The organism is Limimaricola variabilis, assembly GCF_034371605.1.
Lineage (GTDB): Bacteria > Pseudomonadota > Alphaproteobacteria > Rhodobacterales > Rhodobacteraceae > Limimaricola > Limimaricola variabilis.
On the sequence record NZ_CP139694.1, the window covers coordinates 13,469 to 33,713 of the forward strand.

The window sequence follows — 20,245 nt, forward strand, 5'->3', positions numbered from 1 at the left end:
CCTTTCGAAAGCGCGGGTCAGCGGATCGGGTCGTGCACGGTGACGAGCTTGGTGCCATCGGGGAAGGTCGCCTCGACCTGCACCTCGGGGATCATCTCGGGCACGCCCTCCATGCATTGCGCGCGGGTCACGACCTCGGCGCCCGCCTGCATCATCTCGGCCACCGAGCGGCCGTCGCGCGCGCCCTCGACCACCGCGTCGGTGATCAGGGCGATGGCCTCGGGGTGGTTGAGCTTGACGCCGCGGGCGAGCCTGCGGCGTGCCACCTCGGCGGCCATCGCGACCAGCAGCTTGTCCTTTTCGCGGGGGGTCAGGTTCATGTCAGAGTCTCCATGAGGCGGGCAGGGTGCGCCCCGTCAAAAGGTCGAGCACCGGTAGAAGTGTCTGGCGCAGTGCGAAGCCGTCCTCGGCCAGGAGCCGCATCACCAGAAGGTCGGGCGCAAGCAGCGAGGCGCCGCCGGTTTCGGGCAGCAGCGCGCGGATCGCGGCGAGGCGCGCCTCGGCCTCGGGCGCGATGAGGATCACGCTGGCCATCGCGCCGGCGCCGTCGGCCACCGCCGGGCGGGCGAGATGGGCGGCGACGTCGCCCGAGAGCCGGATCGCGTCGAGATAGAGCGGCGCGCCCGCGCGGGTGATGTCGATCCGGTCGTGGAAGCGCGCCGCGTCGAGCCGCTCGCCCATCGCCGCGCGGCCGAAGATCACCGGCTCGACCAAGAGCGCCCGGCCGCCCGGCGCGAGGTCGAGCGTCAGCTTCCGATCAAGATCGCAGCCGCGATAGAGGATCGTCTCCTGCGGCAGCCAATCGAGCCGCGCCTCCGCCGCCACGGTGAGGCGGTTGCGGATCCGGGCCGCCGGGCCGCCGGAGCTGCGATAGGCGCGCTCGGCCGCCTGGGTGGTCAGCCGCAGATGCGCGCCGGCATGGGCGTGGGCCGTGATCTCCAGCCGGTCGCCGCCGGTGGCGCCGCCGGAGGTGTTGAGGATCACCGCCTCGACATGCGGCTTGCGCGGGAAGAGCGCGCGCAGCGCGCCCTCCTGACGCAGCAGCGACAGGCCGGAGGCGGCGGCCTCGATCCGGAGCGCGCCCCGGGCGCGCGGCGGCGCGGCATATGGCATCTGGTGCAGGATGGCATCGCTCCCCGATGGTGGGCCTGCCGCTTTCCTGCGCCTTTCGGATATGGGGATTCCAGTGCGGCGGCCCCGATCGGCCCGGCCGCCGCGCCATTGCGGTCAGGATTGCGGCACAACCGCAGGCATCTGCATAAAAACGCGGCAATCGTCGCAATCGCGCCGCGCCGTGGCGCCCGGAAGTTTGCCTCCGCGGCCCTCCTGCCCAAACCGTAGGCGCATCCGCCGCCGGGCCGTGGGGCACCGGGCAGGGGCGGGGAGTGGGGACGGCCGCAGGAATTGCAGCTCTCGGGCCGCCCCCGGATGCAACGAAGTTGCGGGACGAGATCTAGAGGCGCTTGCCCATTCCGGCAACGCCGACCCCGCGTCCCGCGGGAGACAGTGACATGAAGACGCGCATTTCCACCCTCGCCATCGCCGCGGGCCTCGGCTTTGCCGCAGCCCCGGCCATCGCGCAGGACGCCGCCTGTCCGATCAAGGTCGGCGTGCTGCACTCGCTCTCGGGCACCATGGCGATCTCCGAGACGACGCTGAAAGACACGGTGCTGATGCTGGTCGAGGACCAGAACGAGAAGGGCGGCCTTCTGGGCTGCGAGCTCGAGGCGGTGGTGGTCGACCCGGCCTCCGACTGGCCGCTCTTCGCCGAGAAGGCGCGCGAGCTTCTGACCGTGCACGAGGTCGACGTGATCTTCGGCAACTGGACCTCGGTCAGCCGCAAGTCGGTGCTGCCGGTGGTCGAGGAGCTGAACGGCCTGCTGTTCTACCCGGTCCAGTACGAGGGCGAGGAATCCTCGAAGAACGTATTCTATACCGGCGCCGCGCCGAACCAGCAGGCGATCCCCGCGACCGACTACATGATTGAGGAGCTGGGCGTCGAGAAGTTCGCGCTCCTGGGCACCGACTACGTCTATCCGCGCACCACCAACAACATCCTCGAGGCCTATCTCAAGGATCAGGGCGTCGCCGACGCCGACATCTTCGTCAACTACACCCCCTTCGGCCATTCCGACTGGTCCAAGATCGTCTCCGACGTCGTGGCGCTCGGCGCCGACGGCAAGAAGGTCGGCGTGATCTCCACCATCAACGGCGACGCCAATATCGGCTTCTACAAGGAGCTGGCGGCGCAGGGCGTCTCGGCCGAAGACATCCCCGTCATCGCCTTCTCGGTGGGCGAGGAGGAGCTGTCGGGCCTCGACACCTCGAACCTGGTCGGCCACCTCGCGGCCTGGAACTACTTCCAGTCGGCCGATGGCGAGGCAAACGAGGCCTTCGTTGCCAAGTGGAAGGAAAAGATGGGCGGTGAGCGGGTCACCAACGACCCGATGGAAGCGCATTACATCGGCTTCAACATGTGGGCGCAGGCGGTCGAGCAGGCCGGCACCACCGATGTCGACGCCGTGCGCGAGGCCATGTACGGCCAGACCTTCCCGAACCTCACCGGGTCGGTCGCCGAGATGCTGCCGAACCACCACCTGACCAAGCCGGTGCTGATCGGCGAGATCACCGAGGACGGGCAGTTCGACATCCTGACCCAGACCGACCCGGTACCCGGCGACGCCTGGACCGACTTCCTCCCCGAGAGCGCGATGCTGACCTCGGATTGGAAGGATCTCGGCTGCGGCATGTACAACACCCAGACCGAGACCTGCGTGCAGACCAAGTCGAACTACTGACCATGGACCGGCCGGGGTGCCTCGCGCCCCGGCCCGCCACGGGGGCGGGATGATGATACGGACATTCAAGACGGCGCTGGCGGTGACCTGGCTGGCGCTCGGCGCGGTTCAGGCGCAGGCCGGGCCGGTGCAGGACCTGCTGCAGGAACAGGGAGCGCTGATCGAGGAAAGCTCGCGGCGCACGATCGGCCCGGCGATCGAGGCGATCGTCGATAGCGGCCTGGAGCGGGTGCAGCCCGTGCTCCAGGCTTGGCAGGACAAGGCGTTGTGGATCGACGCCGAGGGCCGCTTCTGGCGGGTGATCGAGAAGGACGGGGGCGAGATCCTCGTCGATGTCGACACCGGCGCCGAGGCGGGCCCCGCCGACACCGCCGCGATGGAGCAGATCAAGCCCAACAGCGGCATCCGCGCGCTGATCGGCACCGCGCTGGTGCAGTTCCAGCTCTCCGACCCGAACCCGGCGCGCCGCCGCGCCGCGCTTGAATCGATCACCCGCGACCCCGAGCCCGAGCTTCTCGCGCCGCTGCGCGCCTCGATCGAGACCGAGGACGACGCCGACCTGCTGGCCCGCAAGGTCCGGCTCGAGCGGCTGCTCACCGCCCGTTTCGGCGAGGACGAGGCCGCGCGCGTCGCCGCCATCGAGGCGCTGTCGACCGACGCCGCGGTCGAGACCCGCGCCGCGCTCAACCCGCTGCTGGCGAGCCGGATGGTGGCGCTGCCCGATGGCGAGACGCCCGAGGGCAACGTTGCCCGCGAGCTGAGCCCCGGCGGCGACCGGCTGTCGCGCGCCGCCGCCTATGGCGCGCTGGTCGATGCCGGTCTCGCGCCGCCGCGCCCGAGCGATGCCGAGATCCGCGCCGCGCTCGAGGCCAACCGGGCGAATGGCGAGGTGGGCGGGGTGGCCGTCGCCGCGCTCGGCGATCCACAGGCCCGCGCCCGCGCCTATGATGCGCTGGCCGCCCAAGGTCTCGTGGCCCCTCGCGTCGAGGAGGCCGATGTCGAGGCCGCGCTCGCCGCGCATTCCTTCTTCGACGTCTATGCCGAGCCGAGCGCCGCCGTCACCGACGCCGCCCGCGCGGCGCTGACCTCGATCGGCATCCGTGTCGGCGCGATGAAGGGCGTCGACATCGGCCTCGACGCGCTCTCGCTCGCCTCGATCTACTTCCTCGCCGCGATCGGCCTCGCCGTCACCTTCGGGGTGATGGGGGTCATCAACATGGCGCATGGCGAGTTCATCATGATGGGCGCCTACACCGCCTATCTCGTGCAGCAGATCATTCCCGGCCGGACGCTGTCGCTGATCGCGGCGCTGCCGGCCGCCTTCGTGGTCACCTTCGTGGCCGGGGTGGCGATGGAGCGGCTGGTGATCCGGCATCTCTACAAGCGGCCGCTCGAGACGCTGCTGGCCACCTTCGGCATCTCGATCGCGCTGCAGCAGCTGGCCAAGATCGTGTTCGGCACGCAGGCCCGCCCGCTGACCGCGCCCGACTGGCTCGGCGGCGCCTGGATCATCAACGACGTGGTCGGCATCAGCCATATCCGGATCGCGATCTTCGTGCTGGCGCTAATGTTCCTCGGCTTCTTCCTGTTCCTGATGAAGCGCACCCGGCTCGGGCTCGAGACCCGCTCGGTGACCCAGAACCCCGGCATGGCGGCCTCGGTCGGCATCGATCCGGGCCGGGTCAACATGCTGACCTTCGGGCTCGGCTCGGGCATCGCAGGCATCGCAGGCGTGGCGATCGGCCTCTACGCCAAGGTCACTTCCGAGATGGGCGCCGACTACATCGTGCAGAGCTTCATGACCGTGGTGGTCGGCGGCGTCGGCAACATCTGGGGCACGCTGGCGGGTGCGGCGATGATCGGCGGCCTGCAGAAGGGCATCGAGGTGCTCAACCCCTCGAACACGCTGGCGGCGCAGACCTGGATGATCGTCGCCGTCATCATCTTCATCCAGTTCCGGCCGCGCGGGATCATCGCGCTCCGGGGCCGCGCGGCGGGGGACTGACCATGACCGCCATTCAAAGATCGGAGGCCGCATGACCGGCTCGTTTCTCAAGCGCAACCCGTCGGTGCCGGTGGTGCTGGGCCTGCTGCTTCTCGGCACGCTCGCGGTCACCGCGATGGCGGCATCGGGGGGGCTGTCGACCAGCTTCGTCAAGACGCTGGGCATGACGCTCTGCCTCGCGCTGGCCGCGCTCGCCATGGATCTGGTCTGGGGCTATGCCGGCATTCTCAGCCTCGGCAACATCGCCTTCTTCGCGCTCGGCGGCTACATGATCGGCATGTGGCTGATGACCGCGCGGACCGAGATCATCGTCGCCGAAAGCCTTGCGGGTCAGGCGATCCCGGCCACCCCGCAGGAGATCCGCGACGCGGTGGGCGGTCAGATCTTCGGGGTGGTCGGTTCGGCCGATTTCCCCGCGATCTGGGCCTTCTCGGGCTCGTTGCCGGCGCAGCTCGCCCTCGTCGTGCTGGTGCCCTCGCTGCTGGCGCTGGTCTTCGGCTGGCTGGCCTTCCGTTCACGCGTGACCGGCGTCTATTTGTCGATCCTGACCCAGGCGATGACGCTGGCGCTGGCGCTCTACCTGTTCCAGAACGACGCCGGTCTGCGCGGCAATAACGGGCTGTCGGGGCTGCAGAACCTGCCGGGCCTCTCGGCGGTGCCGCAGGCCACCGTTTCGCTGTGGTTCCTGTGGGGCTCGGCGCTGGCGCTGGGGCTGGGCTACCTGCTCTGCGCCTGGGTGGTGTCGGGCAAGTTCGGCGCGATCCTGCGCGGCATCCGCGACAACGAGGCGCGGGTGCGGTTCCTCGGCTACCCGGTCGAGGGCTTCAAGCTGGCTGTGTTCACCCTGTCGGCGGCGATCACCGGGATCGCCGGCGCGCTCTACTACCCGCAGGCGGGGATCGTGAACCCGGCCGAGATGATGCCGATCGCGTCGATCTACCTTGCGGTCTGGGTCGCGATCGGCGGGCGCGGGCGGCTCTATGGCGCGGTGATCGGCGCCATCGCGGTCAGCCTGATCTCCTCCTTCTTCACCTCGGGCAAGCTGCCCGATCTCGATCTCGGCCCGGTCCGGCTGGTCTGGGTCGACTGGTGGCTGGTGATGCTGGGCTTCAGCTTCGTGCTGGTCACGCTGCTGGCGCCCAAGGGGCTGGGCGGTCTGGTCGATCTGTGGACCCAGCGCCGCCGCCCCGAGCGCCACGGCGCCGATCTCGGCCCCGACACCGGCGCGTTCCGCGAAAAGGAGGCCGAGGCATGAACACGCTTCTCGAGGTATCCGGCGTTTCGGTCAGCTTCGACGGCTTCCGCGCCGTCAACAACCTGTCCTTCCACATGGGCGCGGCGGAGTTGCGCGCGGTGATCGGCCCGAACGGCGCGGGCAAGACCACCTTCATGGACATCGTCACCGGCAAGACCCGACCCGACAAGGGCACGATCCGCTGGGGCGAGAAGGGGATCTCGCTTTTGGGCCTGTCCGAGGCCCGCATCGCCCGCGAGGGGGTGGGGCGCAAGTTCCAGAAGCCCACCGTCTTCGAGGACCAGACCGTGCGCGCCAACCTGCTGGTGGCGCTGCGCAACCGGCGGGGCCCCTTCGCGGCGCTGTGGTGGAAGCCCAAGCCCGCCGAGCTGGAGCGGGTCGGCGCGCTGGCCGAGACGATCGGCCTCGCCGCACATCTCGACCGCAAGTCGGGCGAGCTGAGCCACGGGCAGAAGCAGTGGCTGGAGATCGGCATGCTGCTGGCGCAGGAGCCCAAGCTGCTGCTGGTCGACGAGCCCGCCGCCGGGATGACCGTGGCCGAGCGCGAGAAGACCACCGAGATCCTGGTCGAGGCTGCCAAGACCCGCGCGGTCGTGGTGGTCGAGCACGACATGGAATTCGTGCGCCGGCTGAACTGCCGCGTGACGGTGCTGCATGAAGGCTCGGTTCTGGCCGAGGGCAGCCTCGATCACGTGACCTCCAACAAGGACGTCATCGACGTCTATCTGGGACGATAACCATGCTCGAAGTGAACGGTCTCGACCTGCATTACGGACACAGCCAGATCCTCGACGGTGTCTCGCTCGAGGCGCGGCCCGGCGAGGTGACCTGCGTGATGGGCACCAATGGCGTCGGCAAGACCAGCCTGCTCAAGGCGCTGGCCGGGCGGCACCCGGCCAGCCGGGGCGAGATCCGGCTCGACGGCGACGCGGTCACCGGGCTGTCGGCCCATGCCAAGGCCCGGCGCGGCATCGGCTACGTGCCGCAGGGGCGCGAGGTGTTCCCGCTGCTGACGGTGCGCGAGAACCTCGAAACCGCCTTCGCCGGGCTGCCGCGCGCCGAGCGCCGGGTGCCGGACGAGATCTTCGACCTGTTCCCGGTGCTGCACGAGATGCGGCACCGGCGCGGCGGCGACCTGTCGGGCGGGCAGCAGCAGCAGCTCGCCATTGCGCGGGCGCTGATCCTCAAGCCGCGGGTGCTGTTGCTCGACGAGCCGACCGAGGGCATCCAGCCCAACATCATCCAGCAGATCGGCCGGGTGATCGGCAAGCTGCGCGACCGCGGCGACATGGCGATCGTTCTGGTCGAGCAGTATTTCGACTTTGCCTACCAGCTCGCCGACAGTTTCGTGGTGATGCGGCGCGGCGCGGTGACGCTGTCGGGCGCGCGCGACGACGTGGCGCGCGAGCGGCTGCTTGCCGAGGTTTCGGTCTGAGCGCTCAGCGGTAGCTGCGGTTCATGTCCTCGAAGGCGCCGCGCGCGTGGTCGCGGCGGAACGCCTCGTGGTCACGGGCGAGGCGTTCGCAGGCGGCCACGGCGAAATCGAGAATGTCGTCGATGAACAGCGCCTCGGGGCCGACCGCCTCGAGGATGCGCGGCTCGACGTCGTAATCGATCTGCCCGACCTCGTCCGAGCGGGCATGGGCCAGCGCCAGCGCCCGGCCGCAGACCCGCGCATAGGCCTTCCACCCCTTCTTCGACAAATCGTCGAGATCCATGTCCTCGCGGAACGGCGCGCGCTCTCGGGTCATGAAGCTCTCGCCGTCCAGCTCGGCCGCGCCGTAGAACACGTCGCCTTGCGCGAGATGTACCGACTGGCCATGCGCGATACGGTCGCCGGTCTCGCCCGCGTCGAAGGGGCCGGAGGGCGCCAGCCCTTCGAGCGCCGAACGGCGGGCCTTCTTGAACTCGACGATCAGGTCGTCGGTGGCGTCGCCTGAGGGCCCCTCCAGCAGCACGTAGTAGCGCGGCAGGCCGAGCGAGGCGGTGCCCTGACCGTGCCGGATCGCCACGTCCTTGACCGTGAGCCCCTCGGCCCGGCGCGAGCGGGCGACGCGTTCGCCCTGCGCCAGCCGGTCGATCTGCTCCTGGAACTCGGGCACGCGGCGCGAGACCGGGGTCAGCTCCTCATTGGCGCGAAAGCCGCGCCCGGTCTCGTCGAGATAGCGGTCGGACAGCCATTCGGCGCGGGGCTTGCGGGCCTCCTCGAACAGCGCGCGGATGATCTTGGGGCTGTTGTCGGCGCGCAGCTCCTCGTCGTCTTCGGTGCCGCGCGCGGCGTAGCGGCGCATCGCGCCGAGATAGCCCGCGACGAAGCAGCGCGCGATCTTGCGGCTGCGCTTGCGCTTGTGCCCGCCCATCTCCTCGGCGGCGAGCATGAAGCCGACCGCGCCGCGCTTGAGATCCCAGGTGAAGGGGCCGTAGGCCACGTCGTCGAAATCGTTGACGCCGAAGATCGGCACGTTGTCGGCATTGGGCATGATGCCGAAATTGCCGGGATGCACGTCGCCCAGCAGCAGCACCGTCGGCATCCGCGCATCCTCGCCCGCCATGTCGCGGTGGAACAGCAGCGAGGTGCCGCGAAAGAAGGCGAAGCGCGAGCCCGCGAGCTTGTCGAACTTCTCGCGCGCGCCCTGCGCGGCGCTGGCGATGCGGGTGGCGTGATCCTCGATGATGGTGTCGCGCACATGCAGGTGCCGGTCGAGCCCGTGCAGCTGGCCGGGCCGCATCACCGGCTCGCCCGCCGCGACCCGGCGCGCCAGCTCGCGGAACGCCTCGACGCGCGGCGCGAGCTCGGAGACCACCGGCCGGTCCGTCTTCTTGCCGCCGCCCTTCTTGGTGGTGGCGCGGCGCGGTGCGCCCTTCGCCTTCTTCGCTGTGCCGCCATCCGCCATGATCGCCTCCGCGCCCGAACCCAAGCTTCAACGCCGCAGGCAGGGGGGCGGTTGCGGGGCGTGACAATCGCGCGGGCGGGCGACATGCTCCCGCCATCCGGGCCGGTCCGGCCCGCCAACAGACGAGACGACATCATGAGCACCGGTTTTTTCGACGGCATCGATCCCGTCCGGTTCCAGGGCGCCGGGTCCGGCGACCCGCTGGCCTTTCGCCATTACGACCCCGACGAGATCGTCATGGGCAAGCGGATGGAGGAGCATCTGCGCTTCGGCGTGGCATGGTGGCACAGCTTTGCCTGGGAGGGCGGCGATCCCTTCGGCGGCCGCACCTTCGAGCGGCCCTGGCATCCGCAGGACAACATGGCCAACGCCCGGCTCAAGGCCGATGTCGCCTTCGAGATGTTCGAGATCCTGAACGTCCCGTTCTTCTGCTGGCACGATGTCGACCTGCGCCCCGACATGGGCAATTTCGCCGACAACCTCGCCACGCTGAACGAGATCACTGACTATATCGGCGACAAGATGGCCGCCTCGCGCACCCGCTGCCTGTGGGGCACCGCCAACATGTTCAGCCATGCCCGCTGGATGGCCGGGGCGGCGACCAACCCCGATCCGGAGGTCTTCGCCTTCGCTGCCGCGACGGTGAAATCCTGCCTCGACGCCACCCACAGGCTGGGCGGCGAGAACTACGTGCTATGGGGCGGCCGCGAGGGCTACGAGACGCTGCTCAACACCGACATGGGCCGCGAACTCGACCAGATGGGGCGCTTCCTCGCCATGGTGGTCGACTACAAGCACAAGATTGGCTTCGAGGGCCAGATCCTGGTCGAGCCCAAGCCGCAGGAGCCGTCCAAGCACCAGTATGACTTCGACGCCGCGACCTGCATCGGTTTCCTGCGCAAATACGGGCTGGAGGGCGAGGTGAAGCTCAATCTCGAGCAGGGGCACGCGATCCTCGCCGGTCACAGCTTCGAGCACGAGCTGGCGGTGGCGGCGAGCGAGGGGATGCTCGGCTCGATCGACATGAACCGCAACGACTACCAGTCGGGCTGGGACACCGACCAGTTCCCCAACAACGTGCCGGAGACGGCGCTGGCCTATTACCAGGTGATCCGGGCGGGCGGCTTCAGTAAGGGCGGCACCAATTTCGACGCCAAGCTGCGCCGTCAGTCGATCGACCCCGAGGATCTGATCGCAGCCCATGTCGGCGGCATGGATGTCTGCGCCCGCGGCTTCAAGGCGGCGGCGGCGATGATCGAGGATGGCGGTCTCGAGGCGGCGCTGGCCGAGCGCTATGTCGGCTGGGACGGGGCCGAGGCCAAGGCGATGCTCGATGGCGACCTCGCCGCGATCTCGGAGCGGGTGCTGCGCGAGAACATCAACCCCGCGCCGCGCTCGGGTCGGCAGGAGCGGCTGGAGAACTACGTCAACCGCTTCGTCTGAGGCGAAAGGGCGGGGGTCAGGCCGGCTCGGCGCTGATCCGCCCGGCCTGTGCCCGCCAGGCGCGGAGCAGCCAGCCGCCCAAGCCCGCCACGGCGGCGGCGGCGAGGATCAGCCCCAGCGCGTTGCCGATCAGCGCCGCGATCTCGGCGATGCGATGGGCGAAGACGTAGCCGAGCCCGGCATAGCCGGTGGCCCAGATCGCCCCGCCGGCCAGCGCCACCGCGCTGTAGCGCCCCCAGCGCAGCCCGAGCGCGCCGCACAGATAGGCGACATAGGGGCCGAGTGGGCTGAGCAGCGTCCGGCTGAGCAGCACCGCCCAGAGGCCGCGCCGGTCGATCAACGCCTCGGCGCGGCCGATCACCGGCCCGGCGCGGCCGCGCCCGAGCCGGGCGATCACCGGCGCGCCGCCGAGCCGGGCGAGGTGATAGGCCGCCTGGTCGCCGATCACCTGACCCGCCAGCACCGCGAGCAGCAGCTGCCACAGCGTCAGGTCGCCCGCCGCCGCGAAGCCGCCGCCGGTCATCACCAGGATCGAGGCCGGGACCGGCAGCGCGAGGCAGGACAGCGCCACCGCGACGAGGATCAGCCAGAGCCCGTAGGTCGGCACCAGCGCCAGCAGCATCTCGGTCATGGCCGGCTCTCCCGCAGCAATGCGGCGGCGGCCGCGACCCGGTCCTGCAGCTCGGCGAGCGTCAGCCCTTCGCGCGCCATCACCTCGGCCAGCGTGCGCGGCCCGGCATGGGGCGGGGTGTCGGGGTCGATGCCCATGAGTTCGAGCACCACCGGCTTGGGCAGGCCCCAGGCATGGCCGACGAGGCGCGGCGACATCCACGGCTCGAGCGGGCGGTCATGCGCGACGGGGCCGAGCATCTGCAGCGCGTCCGAGATCAGCCCGGCCAGCAGCATCCCCAGAGCCACCAGCGCCACGGCCAGCAGCGCCATGACCACCGGGTGGCGGCGCAGCGCGTAGCGCAGGAATGCCCCGGCGCGGGTCATGCGCCCGCCAATGCGCCGGTCGCGCGGGCGCGGGCCATCGCGGCGGGGGTCGCGGTCGTCATGCTCGGGTCGTCCTTTGGTCCGGGCGCGGTCGCCGCGCGGTCGTCGGTGCCCAACATGCCACGAGGTCCGGTGCGGGGCGAGGGTCGTCCTGTCGCGGCCCGTCGCAGGCCACGGCTCCGGTTACGCCTTGCGACAAGTTCGGGCTGCCGCGCGGCGACGAAGCCGGATCGCGGGCGGCGCGTCATCCGCGCCGGCGGGCGATCTTCAACGGGACGCAGAAAGTCATCACCGGAATGGTGGAAACAGGGCGTCGCGGCATGAAAAATTCAAGTCACTGATATATCGTATAATTTCTCATTAATGAGAAAAAGAAAAACGATTTCAAAAATATATACCGGGGCCGATCCGCGTCCTAACCTGTCTCCAGATACTCCCATGGAGGATAGGATGAGCTTTCAGAACCCGGTCTTCATTCCAGGCCCGACCAACATGCCCGAGGTGCTGCGCCAGGCCTGTGACATGCCGACGATCGACCATCGTTCGCCGGTCTTCGGAAAGATCCTGCACCCCTGCCTCGACGGGGTTCGCCGCGTGCTGAAGTCGGAGAGCGCGCAGATCTTCATCTTTCCCTCCACCGGCACCGGCGGCTGGGAGACGGCGCTGACCAACACGCTCTCGCCGGGCGACGGCGTGCTGGCGGCGCGCAACGGGATGTTCAGCCACCGCTGGATCGACATGTGCCAGCGCCACGGACTCAACGTCACGGTGGTCGAGGCCGGCTGGGGCGAAGGCATCCCCGCCGACCGCTACGAGGCGATCCTGCGCGCCGATGGCGGCCACCGGATCAAGGCGGTGCTCGCCACGCATAACGAGACCGCGACCGGGGTGCGCTCCGACATCGCGGCGCTGCGCCGCGCGCTCGACGCGGCCAAGCATCCGGCGCTGCTTTTCGTCGACGGGGTCAGCTCGATCGGCTCGATGGATTTCCGGTTCGACGAATGGGGCGTCGATGTCGCCGTGACCGGCAGCCAGAAGGGTTTCATGCTGCCCGCGGGCCTCGCCATCGTCGGCTTCTCCGGCAAGGCCATGTCGGCGGTCGAGACCGCCGGGCTGCCGCGCACCTTCTTCGACCTGCGCGACATGGCGCGGGGCTACGCCAATAACGGCTATCCCTACACGCCGCCGGTCGGCCTGATGAACGGGCTGAAGCTGTCGCTCGACATGCTGCTCGGGGAGGGACTGGAGGAGGTCTATGCCCGTCACCATCGGATCGCCGAGGGGGTGCGCCGGGCGGTGGCGGCCTGGGGGCTGCGGCCCTGCGCGGTGTCGCCCGATCTCTATTCCGACACGGTGACGGCGGTGCGGGTGCCCGAGGGCTTCGACGCGACCCGGATCGTCACCGTCGCGGCCGAGCGTTACGGCATGGCTTTCGGCGTCGGGCTGGGCGAGGTTGCGGGCAAGGTGTTCCGGATCGGGCATCTCGGATCGCTCACCGATGCGATGATGCTGTCGGGCCTCGGCGTTGCGGAGATGGTGATGGTCGATCTCGGCCTGCCGGTCCGGCTCGGCTCGGGGGTCGCGGCGGCGCAGGAATATTACCGCCATGGCGCGGCCCGGCAGACCGAGGCGGCGGCGTGATGAAGGATCATAGCGAGATGCACATCCCGACCTTCGACGACGTGATCGCGGCGCATGAGCGCATCCGCCCGCATGTCCACCGCACCCCGGTGCTGACCTCGTCCTTCCTGAACGATCTTTCCAGCTGCGAGCTGTTCTTCAAATGCGAGAACTTCCAGAAGGCCGGGGCCTTCAAGGTGCGCGGCGCGTCGAACGCGGTGTTCGGCCTGTCGGACGCGCAGGCCGCGCGCGGTGTGGCGACGCACAGCTCGGGCAATCACGCGCTGTCGCTCAGCTACGCGGCCGGGCGGCGCGGCATCCCGTGCCACGTGGTCATGCCGCGCACGGCGCCGCAGGCCAAGAAGGACGCGGTGCGCGGCTATGGCGGCATCATCACCGAATGTGAGCCTTCGACCTCCTCGCGGGAGGAATACTTCGCCCGCGTGCAGGAGGAGACCGGCGCCGACTTCGTGCATCCCTACAACGACCCGCGGGTGATCGCGGGGCAGGGGACCTGCGCGCGCGAGCTGATGGAGCAGATGCAGGAAAGGGGCGGCGGCCTCGATTGCGTGGTCGCGCCGATCGGCGGCGGCGGCATGATCTCGGGCACCTGCCTGACCCTGTCGCGGATCGCGCCCGAGGTGAAGATCTATGCCGCCGAGCCCGAGCAGGCCGATGACGCGGCGCGCAGCTTCCGCGCCGGACACATCATCGCCGACGACGCGCCCGAGACCGTCGCCGACGGGCTGAAGGTGCCGCTCAAGGATCTGACCTGGCACTTCGTGTCGCGCCACGTGACCGACATCCTCACCGCTTCCGAGCAGGAGATCGTCGATGCGATGGAGCTGATCTGGAAGCGCATGAAGATCGTGATGGAGCCGTCGAGCGCGGTGCCGCTCGCCACCATCCTGAAGAATCCGGACGTCTTCGCGGGCAAGCGCGTGGGCGTCGTCATCACCGGCGGCAATGTCGATCTCGGCAAGCTGCCCTGGATGCAGAAATGAAAGGCCACGCCATGAAAGACCTGAACCTTGACGAGCTCGATGTCGGCTTCGACGTGCCCGCCGTGCCGGGCATGGACGAGAGCGAGATCCAGACGCCCTGCCTGATCCTCGATCTCGACGCGCTGGAGCGCAACATCAGGAAGATGGGCGACTATGCCCGCGCGCATGGCATGCGCCACCGCAGCCATGGCAAGATGCACAAGTCGGTCGACGTGCAGAAGCTGCAGGAGAGCCTCGGCGGCGCGGTCGGGGTCTGCTGCCAGAAGGTGTCGGAGGCCGAGGTTTTCGTGCGCGGCGGCATCGAGGACGTGCTGGTCTCGAACCAGGTGCGCGATCCGGCCAAGATCGACCGGCTGGCCCGGCTGCCGAAATTCGGATCAAAGATCACCGTCTGCGTCGACGACGTGGCCAACGTGGCCGAGCTGTCGACGGCGGCCGAGAGGCACGGCACCACCCTCCACTGCTTCGTCGAGATCGACTGCGGCGCCGGGCGCTGCGGCGTGACGACGACCCCGGCGGTGGTCGAGATCGCGCGCGCGATCGCCGCCGCGCAGGGGCTGAACTTCGCCGGCATCCAGGCCTACCAGGGCGCGATGCAGCATCTCGACAGCTATGCCGAGCGCAAGGCCAAGCTCGACGCCGCGATCGCCCAGGTGCGCGACGCCGTCGACGCGCTGACCGAGGCGGGGCTGAAGCCCGAATTCGTCTCGGGCGGCGGCACCGGCAGCTACTACTTCGAGAGCAATTCGGGCCTCTACAACGAGCTGCAATGCGGCTCCTACGCCTTCATGGATGCCGACTACGGCCGCATCCACGACAAGGACGGCAAGCGCATCGATCAGGGCGAATGGAAGAATGCGCTGTTCATCCTGACCTCGGTGATGAGCCATGCCAAGGCGGACAAGGCGATCGTCGACGCGGGTCTCAAGGCGCAATCGGTCGATAGCGGCTTGCCGGTCATCTTCGGGCGCGCGGATGTCGAATACGTCAAATGCTCGGACGAGCATGGCGTCGTGGCCGACCCGAAGGGCGTGCTCGCGATCAACGAGAAGCTGCGGCTGGTGCCGGGCCATTGCGACCCGACCTGCAACGTGCACGATTGGTATGTCGGCGTGCGCGGCGGCAAGGTCGAGACGCTCTGGCCGGTCTCGGCCCGCGGCAAGGCCTACTGAGCTTCGGCAAGCAGATTGCCGGAGGCGTCAGCGCCTCCGGCCCGGACAAACGACAGGACGCATTTCATGATCATCGTGCCCGAAGCGGTCATCGCCGATCTCATCACCCCGGAAGCGAGCTTCGACGCGGTCGAGAAGGTATTCGCCTCCATGGCCGCGAAATCGGCCAGCAATTTCCCGGTCATCCGCGAGGCGATCGGCCATGCCGACGCGCTTTATGGCTTCAAGTCGGGCTTCGACCGCGCCGCGTTGAACCTCGGGCTGAAATCCGGCGGCTACTGGCCGGGCAATGCCGAGAAGGGCCTGACCAACCACCAATCGACCGTGTTCCTGTTTGACGCTGACACCGGCCGATGCCGCGCCGTGGTCGGGGGCAACCTGCTGACCGCGCTGCGCACCGCTGCCGCCGCCGCCGTCTCGGTGGCGCATCTGGCGCGCCCGGACGCGCGCGTGCTCGGCATCGTCGGTGCCGGTCACCAGGCCGCGTTCCAGCTGCGCGCGGTCGCGGCGCGGCGCGATTTCGCGCGCGTGGTGGCGTGGAACCGCAGCCCCGCGAAGCTCGACCGGCTCGCGGCAGTGGCGGCGGAGCTGGGCCTGCCCTTCGAGAGCGTCAGCCTCGACGATCTGGGCGCGCAGGCGGATGTCATCGTCACCATCACCTCGAGCTTCGACGCGATCCTGCGGGCCGATCAGGTCAGGCCGGGCACCCACCTGGCCTGCATGGGCACCGACACGCGGGGCAAGCAGGAGGTCGAGGCGGCGCTGCTGGCGCGGGCGCGTGTCTTCACCGACGAGGTCGCGCAATCGATCAGCATCGGCGAGGCGCAGCACGCGGTCGCCGGAGGGAGCCTTCGCGCGGACGAGATCACCGAGCTGGGCGCGGTGATCAACGGCCGCCACGGCGGCCGCACCTCCGCCGAGGAGATCACGCTGTTCGACGGCACCGGCGTCGGGCTGCAGGACCTCGCCGTGGCGGCCGCGGTGGTCGATCTCGCGGTGGAGAGGGGCGTCGCCATCGACGTCGACTTCTGAGCCATGGCCCTGCGCGTCGCCATCAACGGCTTCGGCCGGATCGGCCGTACCATCCTGCGGCTGCTGAGCACGCAGCGGCAGGCGCACGGCATCGAGATCGCCTGCATCAACGACATCGCGCCGCTCGACACCTGCGCCTATCTGTTCGAGTTCGACAGCGTGTTCGGGCCGTTTCCGGGCCGGGTCGAGGCGGGCGAGCGGGTGCTCGCGGTCGACGGGCGGGCGATCCCGTTTCATCGCGAGACCGACCTGTCACGGCTCGATCTGGCGGGCGTCGACGTGCTGCTCGAATGCACGGGTCACGCCAATGATCCGGCGGTGGCCGCACGCGGGCTCGCGGCGGGGGCGAGGCGTGTGCTGATCTCGGGGCCGTCGGACGCCGCCGAGGCGACCGTGGTTCTCGGCGCCAACGAAGCGGTTCTCGCCGATCAGCGCATCCTGTCCTGCGGCTCCTGCACGACCAACGCGCTGGCGCCGCTGCTCCGGCTGCTCGACGAGCTGTTCGGCGTCGAGAGCGGCCACATGACGACGATCCACTGCTATACCGGAGCGCAGCCGACGGTCGACGCGCCGCGCGGCGATCCGGCGCGCAGCCGGGCGGCGGCGCTGTCGATGGTGCCGACCACATCGAGCGCGATGCGGCTCACCGACGTGGTGCTGCCGCAGCTCGCCGGGCGCATCACCGGAGCGGCGTTGCGGGTGCCGGTGGCCAGCGTCTCGGCGGTCGATCTCACCGTGCGCCTGCGCGACCGGCGCGATGTCGAGGCGCGGCTGCGCGCCGGCGTGGCCGCCTCCGAGGTGATGGGCTGGACCGATCGGCCGCTGGTCTCGACCGATCTGCGGGCGCGGCCGGAATCGCTGGTGCTGGCCGGGCCCGAGACGCTGCACGGCCCCGACATGACCCGCATCCTGGGCTGGTACGACAACGAGTGGGGCTTTTCGAACCGGATGATCGACCTGGCGCTGCGCATGGCCCTGCGGCCCTAGCCGGGCGATGGGGCTGCGCGGCAGGCGTCGAAAGCTTCCGATGAAACGCGAAAGGGCGGCGGTCATCCCGCCGCCCTTCTTATTGACCCGGACGCGCTCAGGTGGCGCGGGGCTGCGGCGCGCGGCGGCGCGACAGCGCGAGGTGAAGCACCCCGCCCAGGGCCGCGCCGAAGATCCAGCCGAAGCCCGAGAGCTGCGCCAGCGCCGGCAGCCAGACCGTGCCGGTCGAGAACACCGCCGCCACCGCGAAGGCGATGATCGCGTCCCGGTTCCAGCCCGCATCGTAGTGATAGCGTCCCGAGGGATCGTTGCTGAACAGGTCGTCCACCGACAGCTCGCCGCGCTGCACGAGGTAGTAGTCGACGACGAGGATGCCGTAGAGCGGTGCCAGCAGCGCGCCCAGCGTGTCGACGAAGCCGGTGATGCCGATCTTCGAGATCAGGCTGACCCAGAGCGCGCCGATGAAGAAGGCGATCAGCGCGGTGATCACGCCGCCCGCCTTGGCGCTGATCCGCTCCGGCGCGAGGTTGGCGATGTCGTAGGCCGGCGGGATGAAGTTGGCCACGAGGTTGATGCCGACGGTCGCCGCGAAGAAGGTGACGGCGGCGATCACGGTGAGCGCGAGGTTGTCGACCCGCTCGACGATCTCGGCGGGGTTGGTCAGCGCCTCGCCGAACAGCACCACCGTGCCAGCGGTGACGAACAGCGCGACGAAGGAGAACACCGCGATCGAGACCGGCAGGCCCCAGAAATTGCCGCGCTTCATCGCGCTCTCGCTCTTCACGAAGCGGGAGAAGTCACCGAAGTTGATCACCACGGCGGCGAAGTAGGCGATCATCGTGCCGATCACCGCGAGGAAGGCCATCACCGGCCCCGGCCCGTCGACCTCGGCGCGCCCTTCGAAGATCGAGCCGAGTGCCGGGAAGATGGCGTTGCCGGCCTTGGCCCAGATCACCAGCATCAGCGCGATCATCACCACGTAGACGAAGGGCCCGGCCCAGTTCAGGAAGCGGCCGATCCAGTCGATGCCCTTCATGAACAGCGCCACCTGGAAGACGCAGACGATCAGGTAGCTGAGCCAGCCCACGGCGGTCATGCCGAGGAACTCCGCGCCGCCCTCGAGCCCGAGCAGCGCGTTCAGCAGCAGCGCCACGGCGGTCGAGGCGAAGTAGGTCTGCACCCCGTACCAGAAGATCGCGACGATGCCGCGCACCAGCGCCGGGAACTTGGCGCCCTGCACCCCCATCGCGGCGCGGGCGATGACCGGGTAGGGCACGCCGTAGCGCACGCTCGGCCGGCCGGTGAGGTTGACCAGCCACATCACGATCGCGCCGGCGATCACGATGGCGGCGAACACCGCCCAGCCATTCAGCCCGTAGGACAGGAACAGCGAGGCGGCGAGGGTGTAGCCGAACAGGCTCTGGATGTCGTTGTTCCAGACGTTGAAGATCTCGAAGGCGCCCCAGCCGCGCTTGTCTGAGGGCAGCGGCGCGAGGTCGGCGTTGTGCAGCCCGGCATCGGGCGCGCGGCGCAGATCTGTGTCGGTCATCGGAATTTCCCTGTTGAGATGGCGGCCGACCCTCTGGCGGGCCGGTCCGGTCATGCGCGGCCCGGGCGGGCCGCGCCGCGAGTCTCAGCGGTCCATGAAGCGCTGCGCGGCCGGCAGGTGCCGCATCAGCAGCCAGTAGGCGATCCCGGCGGGCAGAAGACTGGCGTACCAGGAAACGCTCGAGAAGATCAGCGCCGCGACCACGCCGATGGCCATCGCGATGACGGCGGCCCAGTTGGTGCCCGCATAGGGCCCGGCCTCGTCGTAGAGCTTGCCGAGATCGAGCTCTTGGCGGCGCAGCACGAAGTAGTCGACCACCAGGATCGCGAAGATCGGCCCGAGGAAGGCGCTGTAGGTGCGGATGAACAGCCCCAGCCCGTCGGCGCTCTCATCCTTGACCAGCTCCCAGGGGAAGGTGGCGAAGGCCAGCAGGCCGACGATGACGGCGGAGGTCCTGAAGTTGATCTTGAAGACGTCCATCAGCGCGTAGGCCGGAGGCACCACGTTGTTGAGGATGTTGGTCGTCACCTGGGCGAAGGCGATGAACAGCAGGGTGATGACCAGCAGCGGCTTGTTGTCGACCGCGCTGGAGAAGACCTTGATCGGGTCGACCTTGCCGGTGGCACCCGAGACCATCAGGCCGATCATCCCCATGAACAGCGTCGCGGGCAGGATCGAGTTGGCGTAGATCGCGACCTGCCGGAACGGGCCGACATCGCGCTTGAGCTCGCGCGCATAGTCCGAGACGTTGAGCATCATGGTCGAGTAGATGCCCAAAAACAGCATCGTCGCCGACCAGAAGGGCGCGCCCCAGGTGCCTTCGACATTGATCAGGTTGGCCGAGATCTCGTCGCCATATTTGCCGATCACGCTGAAGAACATGTAGATCAGCGATCCGATGATGAACACCGAGCCGATGTTCTCGAGCCACTTGATGCCGTGGAAGCCCAGCACCGACAGGCCGATCTGCAGGAACTGGAAGCCCACGAAGAACAGCACCATGTTGTCGTAGCCGAACAGCGTCGCCGAGACGAGGTTGAGCGCGCCGGCACCGATCCAGCTCTGGAAGCCGTACCAGACGATGGCGGGCACCGAGCGGACGAGGGCGGGAATGCGGGTGCCGGTGAAGCCGAAGGCCGAGCGGGCCTGCACCATGAAGGGGATGCCGTAGCGATGCCCGGCCATGCCGTTGATCATCAGCGCGAGGCCGATCACCGTGCAGCCGATGGCGATCGCCACGACGGTCTGCAGCAGGTTCAGCGTGCCCACCAGCCCCGAGCCGATGGTGAAGGTGCCGATCGAGACGCAGCCCCCCAGCCACGCGAAGAGATAGGACCAGCTGCCCATGATCCGGGTCTGCTGCGGCGCGAGGCTCTCCTCCCCGAGGCCCTTGCCGCCCTGGTCGATCCGGTCGTCGGCGAGGGGTGCGCCTCCCGCCACGCCCTCCAGTTCTGCTTGCATCGTCATCGTTCCCCTCCCTTGAATATATG

18 protein-coding genes are annotated in these 20,245 nt (G+C 69.1%); 11 read left to right on the forward strand and 7 right to left on the reverse strand.

All coding sequences use genetic code 11. The annotated features are described in order from the left end of the window. Positions 1–17 precede the first annotated feature (17 nt). Together T8T21_RS18565 and T8T21_RS18570 are read right to left on the reverse strand one after the other, a co-directional pair. Entirely contained in the window at positions 18–320 is a 303-nt protein-coding gene (locus T8T21_RS18565) for an urease subunit gamma (RefSeq protein ID WP_183471455.1), read from the reverse strand. Between the two features lies 1 nt (position 321). After that, positions 322–1,113 (reverse strand): urease accessory protein UreD, encoded by a 792-nt coding sequence (locus T8T21_RS18570; protein ID WP_322338103.1) that lies wholly within the window; start codon positions 1,111–1,113, stop codon positions 322–324. Positions 1,114–1,511: 398 nt separating this feature from the next. On the opposite strand from T8T21_RS18570, the gene urtA reads away from it, so the two are divergent. From urtA to urtE, 5 genes are read left to right on the forward strand one after another with little or no spacing between them, the layout of a single operon-like run. Further along, positions 1,512–2,798 carry an urea ABC transporter substrate-binding protein gene (gene urtA, locus T8T21_RS18575; protein ID WP_322338104.1) on the forward strand — a complete coding sequence of 429 codons (1,287 nt, stop codon included), beginning with the start codon at positions 1,512–1,514 and terminating at the stop codon, positions 2,796–2,798. Positions 2,799–2,850: 52 nt separating this feature from the next. Further along, positions 2,851–4,803, forward strand: coding sequence for an urea ABC transporter permease subunit UrtB (urtB, locus tag T8T21_RS18580; RefSeq protein ID WP_322338105.1), 1,953 nt, complete (start codon positions 2,851–2,853; stop codon positions 4,801–4,803). 31 nt (positions 4,804–4,834) lie between these two features. After that, a complete protein-coding gene (locus T8T21_RS18585) occupies positions 4,835–6,058 on the forward strand; it encodes an ABC transporter permease subunit (protein WP_322338106.1) in 1,224 nt (407 codons plus the stop codon). Next, positions 6,055–6,795 (forward strand): urea ABC transporter ATP-binding protein UrtD, encoded by a 741-nt coding sequence (urtD, locus tag T8T21_RS18590; RefSeq protein ID WP_322338107.1) that lies wholly within the window; start codon positions 6,055–6,057, stop codon positions 6,793–6,795. The genes T8T21_RS18585 and urtD overlap by 4 nt, the downstream gene beginning before the upstream one ends. A 2-nt stretch (positions 6,796–6,797) precedes the next feature. Next, the gene (urtE, locus tag T8T21_RS18595) at positions 6,798–7,493 is read left to right on the forward strand and encodes an urea ABC transporter ATP-binding subunit UrtE (protein ID WP_322338108.1); all 696 of its coding nucleotides are present in this window, start codon (positions 6,798–6,800) and stop codon (positions 7,491–7,493) included. A 4-nt stretch (positions 7,494–7,497) separates the two neighbouring features. Here the strand turns inward: urtE and T8T21_RS18600 are convergent, their stop codons facing one another. Then, positions 7,498–8,952 (reverse strand): DUF2252 domain-containing protein, encoded by a 1,455-nt coding sequence (locus T8T21_RS18600; protein WP_322338109.1) that lies wholly within the window; start codon positions 8,950–8,952, stop codon positions 7,498–7,500. A gap of 135 nt (positions 8,953–9,087) precedes the next feature. On the opposite strand from T8T21_RS18600, the gene xylA reads away from it, so the two are divergent. After that, positions 9,088–10,395 (forward strand): xylose isomerase, encoded by a 1,308-nt coding sequence (gene xylA / locus T8T21_RS18605; RefSeq protein ID WP_322338110.1) that lies wholly within the window; start codon positions 9,088–9,090, stop codon positions 10,393–10,395. Positions 10,396–10,411: 16 nt separating this feature from the next. Here the strand turns inward: xylA and T8T21_RS18610 are convergent, their stop codons facing one another. Together T8T21_RS18610 and T8T21_RS18615 are read right to left on the reverse strand one after the other, a co-directional pair. After that, positions 10,412–11,026 (reverse strand): DedA family protein, encoded by a 615-nt coding sequence (locus T8T21_RS18610; protein ID WP_322338111.1) that lies wholly within the window; start codon positions 11,024–11,026, stop codon positions 10,412–10,414. Next, complete coding sequence (locus T8T21_RS18615; RefSeq protein WP_322338112.1) at positions 11,023–11,391, reverse strand: hypothetical protein; 369 nt, start codon at positions 11,389–11,391, stop codon at positions 11,023–11,025. Before T8T21_RS18615 ends, T8T21_RS18610 begins: the two co-directional genes overlap by 4 nt. Positions 11,392–11,841: 450 nt before the next feature. On the opposite strand from T8T21_RS18615, the gene bhcA reads away from it, so the two are divergent. The 5 genes from bhcA to T8T21_RS18640 all read left to right on the forward strand — a co-directional run bounded on the left by bhcA (position 11,842) and on the right by T8T21_RS18640 (position 17,206). Then, positions 11,842–13,032, forward strand: coding sequence for an L-aspartate--glyoxylate aminotransferase BhcA (gene bhcA / locus T8T21_RS18620; RefSeq protein ID WP_322338113.1), 1,191 nt, complete (start codon positions 11,842–11,844; stop codon positions 13,030–13,032). Continuing rightward, a complete protein-coding gene (bhcB, locus tag T8T21_RS18625; protein WP_322338114.1) occupies positions 13,032–14,015 on the forward strand; it encodes a beta-hydroxyaspartate dehydratase BhcB in 984 nt (327 codons plus the stop codon). Before bhcA ends, bhcB begins: the two co-directional genes overlap by 1 nt. Positions 14,016–14,026: 11 nt before the next feature. Then, on the forward strand, positions 14,027–15,187 hold the full coding sequence (bhcC, locus tag T8T21_RS18630; RefSeq protein WP_322338115.1) for a 3-hydroxy-D-aspartate aldolase BhcC: 1,161 nt from the start codon (positions 14,027–14,029) through the stop codon (positions 15,185–15,187). A gap of 66 nt (positions 15,188–15,253) precedes the next feature. Continuing rightward, the gene (gene bhcD / locus T8T21_RS18635; protein ID WP_322338116.1) at positions 15,254–16,219 is read left to right on the forward strand and encodes an iminosuccinate reductase BhcD; all 966 of its coding nucleotides are present in this window, start codon (positions 15,254–15,256) and stop codon (positions 16,217–16,219) included. Positions 16,220–16,228: 9 nt separating this feature from the next. After that, positions 16,229–17,206, forward strand: coding sequence for a type I glyceraldehyde-3-phosphate dehydrogenase (locus T8T21_RS18640; RefSeq protein ID WP_322338175.1), 978 nt, complete (start codon positions 16,229–16,231; stop codon positions 17,204–17,206). Between the two features lie 97 nt (positions 17,207–17,303). Here T8T21_RS18640 and T8T21_RS18645 read toward each other — a convergent pair whose 3' ends face one another. After that, complete coding sequence (locus tag T8T21_RS18645; protein WP_322338117.1) at positions 17,304–18,755, reverse strand: NCS1 family nucleobase:cation symporter-1; 1,452 nt, start codon at positions 18,753–18,755, stop codon at positions 17,304–17,306. 84 nt (positions 18,756–18,839) lie between these two features. Then, positions 18,840–20,222 carry an NCS1 family transporter gene (locus T8T21_RS18650; protein ID WP_322338118.1) on the reverse strand — a complete coding sequence of 461 codons (1,383 nt, stop codon included), beginning with the start codon at positions 20,220–20,222 and terminating at the stop codon, positions 18,840–18,842. Positions 20,223–20,245 lie beyond the last annotated feature (23 nt).

Coding starts and splice junctions, on each gene's coding strand:
- T8T21_RS18585 (WP_322338106.1), top strand. CDS start 4,835: ATGACCGGCTCGTTTCTCAAGCGCAACCCGTCGGTGCCGGTGGTGCTG.
- bhcD (WP_322338116.1), top strand. CDS start 15,254: ATGATCATCGTGCCCGAAGCGGTCATCGCCGATCTCATCACCCCGGAA.
- urtA (WP_322338104.1), top strand. CDS start 1,512: ATGAAGACGCGCATTTCCACCCTCGCCATCGCCGCGGGCCTCGGCTTT.
- xylA (WP_322338110.1), top strand. CDS start 9,088: ATGAGCACCGGTTTTTTCGACGGCATCGATCCCGTCCGGTTCCAGGGC.
- T8T21_RS18650 (WP_322338118.1), bottom strand. CDS start 20,222: ATGACGATGCAAGCAGAACTGGAGGGCGTGGCGGGAGGCGCACCCCTC.
- urtD (WP_322338107.1), top strand. CDS start 6,055: ATGAACACGCTTCTCGAGGTATCCGGCGTTTCGGTCAGCTTCGACGGC.
- T8T21_RS18600 (WP_322338109.1), bottom strand. CDS start 8,952: ATGGCGGATGGCGGCACAGCGAAGAAGGCGAAGGGCGCACCGCGCCGC.
- bhcC (WP_322338115.1), top strand. CDS start 14,027: ATGAAAGACCTGAACCTTGACGAGCTCGATGTCGGCTTCGACGTGCCC.
- T8T21_RS18610 (WP_322338111.1), bottom strand. CDS start 11,026: ATGACCGAGATGCTGCTGGCGCTGGTGCCGACCTACGGGCTCTGGCTG.
- urtE (WP_322338108.1), top strand. CDS start 6,798: ATGCTCGAAGTGAACGGTCTCGACCTGCATTACGGACACAGCCAGATC.
- bhcA (WP_322338113.1), top strand. CDS start 11,842: ATGAGCTTTCAGAACCCGGTCTTCATTCCAGGCCCGACCAACATGCCC.
- T8T21_RS18615 (WP_322338112.1), bottom strand. CDS start 11,391: ATGACCCGCGCCGGGGCATTCCTGCGCTACGCGCTGCGCCGCCACCCG.
- bhcB (WP_322338114.1), top strand. CDS start 13,032: ATGAAGGATCATAGCGAGATGCACATCCCGACCTTCGACGACGTGATC.
- urtB (WP_322338105.1), top strand. CDS start 2,851: ATGATACGGACATTCAAGACGGCGCTGGCGGTGACCTGGCTGGCGCTC.
- T8T21_RS18645 (WP_322338117.1), bottom strand. CDS start 18,755: ATGACCGACACAGATCTGCGCCGCGCGCCCGATGCCGGGCTGCACAAC.
- T8T21_RS18565 (WP_183471455.1), bottom strand. CDS start 320: ATGAACCTGACCCCCCGCGAAAAGGACAAGCTGCTGGTCGCGATGGCC.
- T8T21_RS18570 (WP_322338103.1), bottom strand. CDS start 1,113: ATGCCATATGCCGCGCCGCCGCGCGCCCGGGGCGCGCTCCGGATCGAG.